The sequence below is a fragment of the Citrobacter sp. U14242 genome, from assembly GCF_046555775.1.
Taxonomy (GTDB): domain Bacteria; phylum Pseudomonadota; class Gammaproteobacteria; order Enterobacterales; family Enterobacteriaceae; genus Citrobacter.
On record NZ_JBKGLW010000017.1, the window covers coordinates 67,911 to 79,815 of the forward strand.

Consider the following 11,905-nt stretch of genomic DNA (forward strand, 5'->3'; position numbering starts at 1 on the left):
GCTAACTCGAGTTAGCAAAAATGGGTAATTCAGCCAACTGCGACAGTGGTGTCCGACATCCGCTTTTGCAGCACGGCATAAAGTGAGATGAGGAACCTCGAATGAAAAAAAATAGTTTACCGAAAATCGGTATCCGTCCGGTGATTGATGGGCGTCGTATGGGTGTACGCGAGTCGCTCGAAGAACAAACCATGAACATGGCAAAAGCCACTGCAGCACTGATTTCCGAGAAACTTCGTTATGCCTGCGGGGCACAGATCGAGTGCGTTATCGCAGACACCTGTATTGCCGGATTAGCTGAATCTGCCGCCTGTGAAGAAAAATTCAGTCGCCTGAACGTCGGCGTGACAATTACCGTCACGCCGTGTTGGTGCTACGGCAGCGAAACTATCGATATGGACCCCATGCGCCCGAAGGCCATCTGGGGTTTCAACGGGACGGAACGTCCAGGTGCCGTGTATCTGGCTGCCGCACTGGCTGCACATAATCAAAAAGGGCTTCCCGCCTTCTCTATTTACGGTCATGACGTGCAGGATGCAGGTGATACCACTATCCCTGCCGATGTTGAAGAAAAACTGCTGCGTTTCACTCGGGCAGGTTTAGCCGTTGCCAGCATGAAAGGCAAAAGCTATCTGTCCGTCGGCGGCGTTTCAATGGGAATTGCAGGCTCTATTGTCGACCATAACTTCTTTGAATCCTGGCTGGGAATGAAGGTTCAACCTGTTGATATGACAGAATTGCGTCGTCGCATCGACCAGAAAATCTATGACGAAGCGGAGCTGGAAATTGCCCTGGCGTGGGCGGATAAACATTTCCGTTATGGTGAGGATCAGAACGCACAACAGTATAAGCGAAATGAAGAACAGAGCCGTGCAGTGCTGAAAGAGAGCCTGCTGATGGCAATGTGCATCCGCGACATGATGCAGGGTAACCAGAAACTGGCAGAGAAAGGCCGGGTTGAAGAGTCTATGGGGTACAACGCGATTGCCGCCGGTTTCCAGGGCCAGCGCCACTGGACGGATCAATATCCAAACGGCGACACCGCCGAAGCGTTGCTGAATAGCTCATTTGACTGGAATGGCGTGCGCGAACCGTATGTCGTCGCCACCGAGAACGACAGCCTGAACGGTGTCGCAATGTTGTTTGGCCACCAGCTCACTGGCACGGCGCAGGTTTTTGCTGATGTACGGACCTACTGGTCACCGGAAGCAGTAGAACGCGTCACAGGTAAACCGCTAACCGGTCTTGCTGAGCACGGCATTATTCACCTGATTAACTCCGGCTCTGCGGCACTGGATGGTTCCTGCAAACAGCGTGACAGCGAAGGCCAGCCAACCATGAAACCACATTGGGAGATCTCACAGCAGGAAGCCGATGATTGCCTGGCGGCGACCGAATGGTGTCCGGCGATCCACGAGTATTTCCGGGGCGGCGGCTACTCTTCCCGTTTTCTTACCGAAGGTGGCGTACCGTTCACCATGACCCGCATCAATATCATCAAAGGCCTGGGCCCAGTGCTACAAATTGCGGAAGGCTGGAGTGTGGAATTACCGAAGGAGGTGCATGCTCAGCTTGATGCTCGCACCAACTCTACCTGGCCAACAACCTGGTTTGCACCGCGCTTAACCGGCAAAGGTCCGTTCAACGATGTCTATTCCGTCATGGCTAACTGGGGTGCCAACCACGGTGTGCTGACGATTGGCCACGTTGGTGCGGACTTTATTACGCTCGCCGCCATGCTGCGTATCCCAGTGTGTATGCACAACGTGGAAGAAGAGAAGATCTATCGCCCTTCCGCATGGGCTGCCCACGGTATGGATAGCGAAGGCCAGGACTATCGCGCCTGCCAAAACTACGGCCCGCTGTATAAGCGTTAAGCATCTGCGATTGCCGGATAAGGCGTTTACGCCGCCATCCGGCAACATCTCGGGGGAGATTATGAATAATGACGTTATTTTGGTCCTCGACTGTGGTGCGACGAACGTGCGAGCCATTGCTGTTGACCGCCAGGGAAAAATTATCGCCCGCGCCTCAACCCCGAACGCCAGTGATACCGCCATAGAGAACGCTGGCTGGCATCAGTGGTCCCTCGACGCCATTGTGCAGCGCTTTGCCGATTGCTGCCAACAACTCACAACGGAACTGACCGCCTGTAATATTCGAGGGATAACGGTCACCACATTTGGCGTTGATGGCGCGCTGGTTGATGCGTATGGCAAACTGCTTTATCCGGTTATCAGTTGGAAATGTCCACGTACCGCCGCCATCATGGCCTCTATCAGCCAATGGATATCACCTCAGAAATTACAGGATATATCCGGCGTCGGCGCATTCAGCTTCAACACGCTGTACAAGCTGGTATGGCTTAAAGAGAATCACCCGCAATTGCTGGAACAGGCACACGCCTGGCTATTTATTTCATCACTGCTCAACCATCGCCTCACCGGTGAGTTCACCACAGATATCACCATGGCCGGTACCAGTCAGATGCTGGATATTCATCAGCGAGATTTCAGTGTTGATATTTTGCAGGCTACCGGGATTGCACGCCGACTGTTTCCACGTTTAGTTGAAGCGGGAGAGCAGATCGGAACGTTGAAAAATGACGCGGCAAAGCAACTTGGGCTCACAGCGGGCATTCCGGTTATTTCTGCCGGCCACGACACGCAGTTTGCGCTCTTTGGCGCAGGCGCACAACCAGATGAACCCGTGCTCTCTTCCGGTACATGGGAAATACTGATGGTACGCAGCGCACAGGTGAATACTCCACTGCTGAGCCATTATTCCGGCTCCACCTGCGAACTGGACTGTCAGGCCGGGTTGTACACCCCCGGAATGCAGTGGCTGGCTTCCGGCGTCCTCGAATGGGTACGCAAGCTACTGTGGACTGCCGATACACCATGGCAAACGCTTATCGATGAGGCACAGGCCATTCCGGCAGGGGCTGATGGCGTAAAAATGCAGTGCGATCTACTCAGCGGTGCAAGCGCGGGCTGGCAAGGCGTCACGCTCAATAGCACCCGTGGGCACTTTTATCGTGCGGCGCTGGAGGGCCTCACCCAACAGCTGCGGCAAAATCTGCACACGCTGGAAACCATCGGTCACTTCCAGGCGACAGAGCTGTTGCTGGTTGGCGGAGGAAGTCGCAACGCGCTGTGGAATCAGATTAAAGCGAACGTTCTGAGTATCCCCATCAAAGTGCTGGATGACGCCGAAACCACCGTCGCCGGCGCGGCGATGTTTGCCTGGTCAGGTATTGGCGAATTTGCCTCTCCGGAGCTGGCTCGTGCGCAGGTGGACTATCAATATCGTTACTTCTATCCACAAACAGAATCCGTATTCACAGGAGTCGAGTGACATGCTCAAAACGATTTCCCCCTTAATTTCCCCTGATCTGCTGAAGGTGCTGGCTGAAATGGGTCACGGTGATGAGATTATCTTTTCCGACGCCCACTTTCCGGCCCACAGCATGGGACCACAGGTGATCCGGGCCGATGGTCTGCAGGTCGGCGACCTGTTGCGGGCGATTATTCCGCTGTTTGAACTGGACAGTTACGCCCCACCACTGGTGATGATGGCCGCCGTCGAAGGAGACTCGCTCGACCCCGACGTAGAAGCGCGATATCGGCAGGCCCTGTCATTACAAACACCTTGCCCGGACATCACTCGCATTGACCGTTATGCATTTTATGAACGAGCACAAAAAGTATTCGCAATCGTTATTACAGGGGAGCGGGCAAAGTACGGAAATATCCTGTTAAAAAAAGGGGTAACGCCATAATCTCTTACCTGAATGCCCGGCAGGTACGGGCATTCACCGCATGATGGGGTGAGAAAACATGAAAGCAGCACGCCTGCAAGCGCTCCTGGATCTGTTGAGCAACCATAAAAGTCTGACGACTGAAACCTTATCCTCACAGCTCAATGTCAGTAAAGAAACTATCCGTCGCGATCTTACGCAACTGCAGGCGCAGGGTAAGGTTCTGCGTAATCACGGGCGAGCCAAAGTGATACATCGGGTAAACCAGGACTGCGGCGAGCCGTTTCATATCAGACTGAAAAGCCATTATTCCCACAAAGCCGATATCGCCAGAGACGCGTTAACGTGGATAGAGGAAGGCATGGTGATCGCTCTGGATGCCAGTTCTACCTGCTGGTACCTGGCTCGCCTGTTGCCAGACATTAACATTCACGTATTTACGAATAGCCAACCGATTTGCCTCGAATTGGGAAAACGTGAAAATATTCAGCTGATCAGTTCTGGTGGTCGACTTGAGCGTAAATACGGTTGCTACGTTAATCCATCGCTCATCTCACAACTAAAGTCACTTGATATCGACCTGTTTATCTTTTCCTGCGAGGGGATCGACCGCGGCGGTACACTCTGGGATTCAAATGCTACCAACGCCGATTTTAAATCCATCCTGCTTAAACGTGCGGCGCAGTCATTATTATTGATTGATAAGAGTAAATTTAATCGCTCGGGTGAGGCGCAGATTGGGCATCTGGAAAATGTGACGCATATTATTTCAGATACAGAAATGATTGAAACAATCCAGGCCGGATGAGGCGGTCACGCCGCCATCCGGCAAATAAGTATTATCGTTCGTCGCGGCGACCACCGACGGCAGCCCACAGACGGCGCACGTGCACGGTGACTTCTTCACGGTCGTGATAAAGCTGACGCGCCTGAATCTGCGCATTCACGCCATGCTCATCAAGCTGTGCCTGAATATACGCCAGGTTTTGCGACACTTCCTCGTAGCGCTTTTTCATCGGCAGCTTAAGGTTAAAAATCGTCTCGCGGCACCAGCCGTTCACCAGCCATTGCGCCATCAGCGCAGCAACTTTGGCCGGTTTCTCCACCATATCGCAGACCATCCACGAAATGTTGTTACGATTCGGGCGATACTTAAATCCATCTTCCCGCAGCCAGGTGACCTGCCCGGTATCCATCAGGCTTTGCGCCATCGGACCATTATCCACCGAGTACACCCACATATTGCGTTTAACCAGTTGATAGGTCCAACCGCCAGGACATGCTCCTAAATCAACGGCATACATTCCATTGGCCAGACGCTCATCCCACTCATCGGCAGGAATAAACACATGCAGCGCCTCTTCCAGCTTCAGCGTTGAACGGCTCGGCGCATCAGCCGGGAATTTCAGTCGCGGAATCCCCATATAGAACGGCGAGTTATTATCAGGCCAGGAGTAGCCAGTGTAGCAACAGCCAGGTGCAATAAAGAAGACGTGCACTACCGGACGTTTTGGCGTTTCATACTTTGCCAGCACACCCGCTTCACGCAGCGCGGCGCGAAGCGGTACGGTAAATTTGCGGCAAAATTTAACCAGCTCTTTGCTTTCATTCGTGTCGGCAACTTCGACACGCAAATCGCCGCCTTTCTCCACCACACCCTGCAGCATACCGACGATCGGTGTGATGCGGTCTTCCGGCGGCAAATATTGCAGTAGCTCGCCGACAACAAACATTTGGCGGGCAAAAATCAGTGAACTGAACGGCAACTCTTTAACCAGCTTTTCCGCATCTTCCTGCTGATAGCATTCAAAGATGACATAACCCGCATTTTCTTTGACGCGGGCGAAACCAAAGATTTCGCGACGCCCTGCTTTATCCGTAATTTCTGCGGCGCACTCTTTTTCAAAACCCGGGCGACACAACAATACAACCTTATTCATGGCTTACGCCCTTACGTTTCAATCGAATAGCGCCCACTAACATCAGTGCCCAGCCTACAAGGAAGCTAAAACCACCGACGGGGGTAACAAACGCCCACAGGCGTAAATGAGAAAGCGCGAGGCAATACAGACTGCCGCTAAACAGCACGGTCCCTAATGCCAGAAACACGCTACTCCAGTAAAACCAAATGCTAATACGTCGCTGCATGGCGACGGCCAGACCAAAAATAGCCAGCGTATGAAATGCCTGATACTCAAGGCCAGTCTGGATCCACCCCATTTCAACAACGCCGAGGGTTTTACTCAGAACATGTGCCCCAAAGGCTCCCAGAGCGACAAAGATAAAGCCACTGATGGCGGCAAAAATCAGCATAAAACGGCTGGTCATGTTAATACCCTACGTAAATTATTGTTCATAACGAAAGCGGAATTTTTCTTGTTCCGTGGCCGCTTTCGCCAGTATCCACTGACGGAAGGCGGCTATTTTACCCAGTTCTGCCTGACTGTCATGACAAACCAGATAAAATGCGTTTTTGCTGACCAGAACATCATTAAAAGGACAAACCAGACGTCCGGCTTCAATTTCGGACTGCGCCATAACGTTATTGGCCAACGCAACGCCCTGTCCATGGATAGCGGCCTGTAGCACCATGGCGCTATGGCTGAAGATAGGTCCCTGCTGTACGTTGATATGATTCAGCCCGAGCTGGCGCGTATAAGCTTGCCAGTCACGACGTGACGCATCGTGCAATAACGTATGTTTTGCCAGATCTTCAGGCGTCTTCAGCGGTTTATCGCCAGTCAGCAATAAAGGAGAGCAAACTGGTAGCAAGTATTCTGCGTACAATTTCTCTACGCGTAAGCCAGGCCAGTTGCCTCGTCCGTAGAAAATAGCCACATCGACGTCGTCGGCCAGTTTATCTTCCTGACGGTCCACGGCCTGGATCCTGACATCGATTCCCGGATAAGCTGAGTTAAAGCTAGAGAGTCTGGGCACCAGCCATTGAATCGCAAAACTGGGCAATAAACTGACGGTAAGCGCGCCTTTTGCACTGCGTGCCTGAAGTTTACGCGTCGCATCGGTTAATTGCGAAAAAATCTCTTTGATGTCGAGGAAATAGCTTTGCCCCTCTTCCGTCAACAACAGCGATCGATTGCGCCGACGAAACAGCTTCAGCCCCAAAAAATCCTCAAGTGACTTGATTTGGTGACTTACTGCGGCCTGCGTCACAAAAAGTTCTTCTGCTGCGCGCGTAAAGCTTAAATGGCGCGCGGCAGCATCAAAAACACGTAACGCATTTAAGGGTGGTAATCGTTTTGACATGACTTTTAGGCTTTGATGTTAAATGAATTTAACAATTACCTAACAGGCTGTAACCTATTAGTTTTTTTAATCTGAGCCATTATAAATTGTCCGTTGAGGTTCTACCAGCAAATACCTATAGTGGCGGCACTTCCTGAAGCCGGAACGAAAAGTTTTATCGGAATGCGTGTTCTGGTGGGCTTTTGGCTTACGGTTGTGATGTTGTGTTGTTGTGTTTGCAATTGGTCTGCGATTCAGACCATGGTAGCAAAGCTACCCTTTTTCACTTCCTGTACATTTACCCTGTCTGTCCATAGTGATTAATGTAGCACCGCCAAATTGCGGTGCTTTTTTTTGTCCGTGTGTCTGCCAATGACGACCGGCTATTTCTCCAGTTCTACCATCTCTTTCACATCGGTACGGTTAATCTGCTGTTTGTTGCCGTTAGCGTCTTTATACGAAATCATTCCTGTCTCATTATCGGTCTTTGGCTTACCGTCAGACACGATTGTCCGGCCATCGTTGGTGTGCATCACGTAATTCGGACCGGAACAGGCGCTCAGGGCAAAAGTCAGCATACAGGCAGAGATTATGGCAGTAGTCTTTTTCATATTCTTCTCCTCACAGCAATTTATGCCAGATAAAACGAATTCCATAACAGGCAAAATTATTCGCCTAACACTATTTAGCATAAGACACTGCACAGACCTCGCCGGGATATCCAGAGGATTCCGATGGTTAGCGCAACCCTTGTGTCTGCGCCCTTTTTGCGCCACGATCGGTTTACTGAACTGAGGAATACCATGAACGCTTTTAACCCCACGCAGTTTCGCGCACAATTTCCCGCACTCAACGATGCAGGTGTCTATCTCGACAGCGCCGCGACGGCATTGAAGCCGCAGGCGGTGATTGAGGCGACCCATCAGTTTTATAGTCTGAGCGCCGGAAACGTCCATCGCAGCCAGTTTGCACAAGCCCAGCGTCTGACCGCACGCTATGAGGCCGCGCGGGAAAAAGTCGCGCGTCTCATCAATGCTCCCGATGACAAGACGGTGGTCTGGACCCGTGGTACGACGGAAGCGATCAACATGGTTGCCCAAAGTTACGCGCGTCCGCGCTTACAGCCGGGCGACGAGATTATCGTTAGCGTGGCAGAACATCACGCCAACCTGGTTCCCTGGCTGATGGTGGCGGAGCAAACGGGTGCTAAGGTCGTCAAACTGCCGCTCAATGCCCAGTTACTCCCTGACGTTGGGCGTTTACCTGAACTCATCACCTCGCGCAGTCGCATACTGGCGCTGGGACAGATGTCTAACGTCACCGGTGGCTGCCCGGATTTAGCGCACGCCATTACGCTTGCCCATGCGGCAGGTATGGTAGTGATGGTGGACGGCGCCCAGGGCGTGGTGCATTTCCCTGCAGATGTGCAGCAGTTGGATATTGATTTCTATGCTTTTTCTGGTCATAAGCTGTACGGACCGACCGGAATCGGCGTTTTGTATGGTAAGCCAGAGCTGCTGGAAGCCATGTCGCCATGGCTCGGCGGCGGTAAAATGATTAGCGAAGTCAGCTTTGACGGTTTCACCACACAAGCGGCACCGTGGAAGCTTGAGGCAGGCACGCCTAACGTGGCTGGGGTCATCGGCCTGAGCTCGGCGCTGGAATGGCTGGCGGATATCGACATCGTACAGGCCGAAAACTGGAGCCGCAGTTTGGCTACGCTGGCAGAAGATGCGCTGGCGAAACGGCCGGGATTTCGCTCCTTCCGCTGCCAGGACTCCAGCCTGTTAGCCTTTGATTTTATGGGTGTGCACCACAGCGATATGGTCACGCTGCTGGCAGAATATGGCATCGCTTTGCGCGCAGGACAGCACTGCGCGCAACCGCTGTTGGCAGAACTTGGCGTATCAGGCACCCTGCGCGCTTCATTTGCACCTTATAATACCCGAAGCGATGTTGACGCGTTGGTCACGGCTGTTGACCGCGCACTGGAAATATTGGTGGACTAATGACAAGCCCTCTGTTTGCCGGACACCCGTTTGGCACAATCGTAACTGAAGAGACGTTACGCAATACTTTTATCCCGCTCACCCAGTGGGAAGATAAATATCGTCAACTTATTCTACTGGGTAAGCAACTTCCGGCCCTTTCGGATGATCTGAAGGCGCAGGCAAAAGAGATTGCCGGATGTGAAAACCGCGTTTGGCTGGGGTACAGCCTGCATGAGAATGGCACACTTCACTTCTTCGGTGATAGTGAAGGCCGAATTGTGCGCGGCCTGCTGGCGGTTTTACTCACCACCGTCGAAGGCAAAACTGTCGCGGAGTTACAGGGGTGCTCGCCGATGGCGTTTTTTGATGAGTTAGGTCTGCGGGCGCAGCTCAGCGCCTCACGCAGTCAGGGACTGAATGCGCTGAACGAGGCGATTCTTGAGGCGGCACAGCAAGCTGTATAAGCATTTTGCCGGATAAGCATAAGCGCCATCCGGCTAACTAACTTATCCCTGACGCGCTGCCTTCGCCATCATCTTCTTTAACGCGTGGGACACGGCAACGAAGCCAAAAGTCGCCGTCACCATGGTGGCAGCGCCAAACCCGGACGCACAATCCATACGCTTCGGCCCTTCCGCCGTGGCCTTCATTGCACACACAGACCCATCGGCCTGCGGGTAAACTAACGCCTCGGTCGAGAACACGCAGTCCACGCCCAGCTTGCCTTTGCTGTTTTTCACCACCCCAAAATCGCTTTTCAGCCGCTCACGCAGCTTCGCCGCCAGCGGATCCTGGATGGTTTTTGCCAAATCAACCACCTGAATCTGCGTGGGATCAATCTGTCCCCCCGCGCCTCCGGTTGTCACCAGCGGAACTTTATTACGTCGGCAATATGCGATCAGTGCCGCTTTTGGGCGTACACTATCAATTGCATCAATAACATACGAGAATCCTGCGCTCATATATTCGGCAACGTTATCCGGCGTGACAAAATCATCAACCACGGTCACCCGACACTCCGGGTTAATCTGACGTATACGTTCGGCCATCACCTCAGCTTTCGCCAGGCCGACGTTATCACGCAAAGCATGGATTTGACGGTTAGTATTCGTGACGCACACATCATCCATATCGATGAGTGTAATAGCGCCAATACCGGTACGCGCCAGTGCTTCCGCCGCCCACGACCCCACGCCGCCAATCCCAACGACACAAACGTGCGATTGGGCAAAGAGCTGCAGCGCATGTTCACCATATAAACGCGCAGTGCCGCCAAAACGCTGACGCCAGGCATCACTTATTACCACTGACATAGAACCTCAGATAGAGAAAACAAAAAGAGCGGAACATTCCGCTCTGGCGCTTTGCTTATCCGGCCTACACGCTAAATTTGTAGGCCAGATAAGATACCGCAGCCATCAGGCAATTAACCGCTAAACACGTTTCCCGCGTTGCCGGCAGATTTCAGTACCCACACGCGACCATAGTGATTATACCACCCTGCCCGGTGTCCAGCGTCGGCACCAATACCCTGATAGATATCAAAGTGCTGGCCTTTGATGGCCCCACCGACATCCAGTGCCACCATCAGGCGCAGTTCATACTGACCGGTGAATTTCCCGTTATTGTCCAGAAGCGGGACTTCCGCCAGTAACGTCGTACCTGCAGGGATAATACTGCGGTCAGACGCAACAGATGCACGACCAATCAACGGTACAGCGCTGGCCCCTTTGACCGGCGCAAAAGATTGCGGCTTAAAGAAAACGAATGATGGGTTTTGCTCCAGAAGCTCACGCACTTCGGCTTCACTGTGCGTCTCGCCCCAATGGCGAATAGCCTGCATCGACATATCTTCTTTCTTCACTTCACCGCGATCGATCAGCACCTTACCGATACTGCGATAAGCGTGGCCATTTTTCCCGGAATAGCTAAAGAAGTTAAGCGGACTACCATCACCAAAATCAATGTAGCCGCTGCCCTGAACATCCATGATGAAGTTATCCATCAGAGAGTTGCTGTACGCCAGAATGTAATTGTCGCTTAACGCACCTGCGTAGATCTCGGCACGAGAGGGTAAGCGCCCACGTTTTGGCGGCATGCGATAGATAGGATACTGAAACTCGCCCTGGCGTGTATGTCGCGCCTGGATAACCGGCGTGTAGTAACCGGTAAACTGGACGTTACCGTAATTGTCCGCCCCTTCCATTTGCCAGGCATCAATACCAAACTGGCGCATACTGCGCGTATCACCGCCCGCACGTAGCCACTGCTGGATAGCATTGTAGACGTTGCTCTGGTTACCGTACAAACGCGGGGAAGCGCTGCGAATTTGATTAACCTGCTCGGCGAAATCACCGGCGTTAATTGGCGCGCCAACCGCATCAGGTTGGTTCACCAGTGAGAAAGGCTGGGTAAATTTCCCGTCTTTATACTGCTGCCCACGATCGGTGGGTTTAGAGGAACACGCGGCGAGCATCGCGACTACCGCCCCCGCCAGAAGATATTTTGCCCAACGTCCTTTCATTGTTCTCGTCTTATGTTGCCTGAATGCGAGACGAAGATAACAAACCCCCGAACCTAATGAAATGCGTATACATACCCCAACGCAAATTTTGAGCAAAAAATAATCCAGAATGCGTTGTTTTTGTTCATTTTCAGCCTTAAAACGTGATCAAGGTGAAAAAAGGGTTGCATGAAAATGCGAGCAGAGTATAGTGCGCATCCACGGACGCGGGGTGGAGCAGCCTGGTAGCTCGTCGGGCTCATAACCCGAAGGTCGTCAGTTCAAATCTGGCCCCCGCAACCAATTAAAATTTGATGAAGTACAAGCAGTACGGTGACGCGGGGTGGAGCAGCCTGGTAGCTCGTCGGGCTCATAACCCGAAGGTCGTCGGTTCAAATCCGGCCCCCG

The 11,905-nt window shown here is 52.6% G+C and carries 12 protein-coding genes and 1 tRNA gene; 7 read left to right on the forward strand and 6 right to left on the reverse strand.

Annotation, left to right across the window (positions count from 1 at the left end; translation table 11 throughout):
- The first annotated feature begins 101 nt into the window (after positions 1–101).
- The 4 genes from fucI (at position 102) to fucR (ending at position 4,568) form a co-directional block, all read left to right on the forward strand.
- Positions 102–1,877 (forward strand): L-fucose isomerase, encoded by a 1,776-nt coding sequence (fucI, locus tag ACLJXE_RS22480; protein WP_410752073.1) that lies wholly within the window; start codon positions 102–104, stop codon positions 1,875–1,877.
- A gap of 61 nt (positions 1,878–1,938) precedes the next feature.
- Positions 1,939–3,357 (forward strand): L-fuculokinase, encoded by a 1,419-nt coding sequence (gene fucK / locus ACLJXE_RS22485; protein ID WP_410752074.1) that lies wholly within the window; start codon positions 1,939–1,941, stop codon positions 3,355–3,357.
- Position 3,358: 1 nt separating this feature from the next.
- Positions 3,359–3,781, forward strand: coding sequence for an L-fucose mutarotase (fucU, locus tag ACLJXE_RS22490; RefSeq protein WP_410752075.1), 423 nt, complete (start codon positions 3,359–3,361; stop codon positions 3,779–3,781).
- Between the two features lie 58 nt (positions 3,782–3,839).
- Complete coding sequence (fucR, locus tag ACLJXE_RS22495; RefSeq protein WP_410752076.1) at positions 3,840–4,568, forward strand: L-fucose operon activator; 729 nt, start codon at positions 3,840–3,842, stop codon at positions 4,566–4,568.
- A gap of 31 nt (positions 4,569–4,599) precedes the next feature.
- Here fucR and rlmM read toward each other — a convergent pair whose 3' ends face one another.
- The 4 genes from rlmM to ACLJXE_RS22515 form a co-directional block, all read right to left on the reverse strand.
- Entirely contained in the window at positions 4,600–5,700 is a 1,101-nt protein-coding gene (gene rlmM / locus ACLJXE_RS22500) for a 23S rRNA (cytidine(2498)-2'-O)-methyltransferase RlmM (RefSeq protein ID WP_271441058.1), read from the reverse strand.
- Positions 5,693–6,088, reverse strand: a complete 396-nt coding sequence (locus ACLJXE_RS22505; RefSeq protein WP_005130969.1) for a DUF423 domain-containing protein — start codon at positions 6,086–6,088, stop codon at positions 5,693–5,695. The genes rlmM and ACLJXE_RS22505 overlap by 8 nt, the downstream gene beginning before the upstream one ends.
- An 18-nt stretch (positions 6,089–6,106) precedes the next feature.
- Positions 6,107–7,024: a glycine cleavage system transcriptional regulator GcvA gene (gcvA, locus tag ACLJXE_RS22510; RefSeq protein ID WP_005130970.1), complete on the reverse strand. Its 918-nt coding sequence runs from the start codon at positions 7,022–7,024 to the stop codon at positions 6,107–6,109.
- Between the two features lie 362 nt (positions 7,025–7,386).
- Complete coding sequence (locus ACLJXE_RS22515) at positions 7,387–7,614, reverse strand: YgdI/YgdR family lipoprotein (protein WP_048213094.1); 228 nt, start codon at positions 7,612–7,614, stop codon at positions 7,387–7,389.
- Positions 7,615–7,806: 192 nt separating this feature from the next.
- Here ACLJXE_RS22515 and csdA point away from each other — a divergent pair, with 192 nt between their 5' ends.
- Positions 7,807–9,012, forward strand: coding sequence for a cysteine desulfurase CsdA (gene csdA / locus ACLJXE_RS22520; RefSeq protein ID WP_410752077.1), 1,206 nt, complete (start codon positions 7,807–7,809; stop codon positions 9,010–9,012).
- Positions 9,012–9,458: a cysteine desulfurase sulfur acceptor subunit CsdE gene (csdE, locus tag ACLJXE_RS22525; RefSeq protein ID WP_410752078.1), complete on the forward strand. Its 447-nt coding sequence runs from the start codon at positions 9,012–9,014 to the stop codon at positions 9,456–9,458. Before csdA ends, csdE begins: the two co-directional genes overlap by 1 nt.
- Positions 9,459–9,500: 42 nt before the next feature.
- Here the strand turns inward: csdE and tcdA are convergent, their stop codons facing one another.
- Both tcdA and mltA read right to left on the reverse strand, forming a co-directional pair.
- Positions 9,501–10,307, reverse strand: coding sequence for a tRNA cyclic N6-threonylcarbamoyladenosine(37) synthase TcdA (gene tcdA, locus ACLJXE_RS22530; protein WP_410752079.1), 807 nt, complete (start codon positions 10,305–10,307; stop codon positions 9,501–9,503).
- Between the two features lie 113 nt (positions 10,308–10,420).
- Positions 10,421–11,518, reverse strand: a complete 1,098-nt coding sequence (mltA, locus tag ACLJXE_RS22535) for a murein transglycosylase A (protein WP_410752080.1) — start codon at positions 11,516–11,518, stop codon at positions 10,421–10,423.
- A gap of 205 nt (positions 11,519–11,723) precedes the next feature.
- On the opposite strand from mltA, the gene ACLJXE_RS22540 reads away from it, so the two are divergent.
- Positions 11,724–11,800, forward strand: a tRNA-Met gene (locus tag ACLJXE_RS22540).
- Positions 11,801–11,905 lie beyond the last annotated feature (105 nt).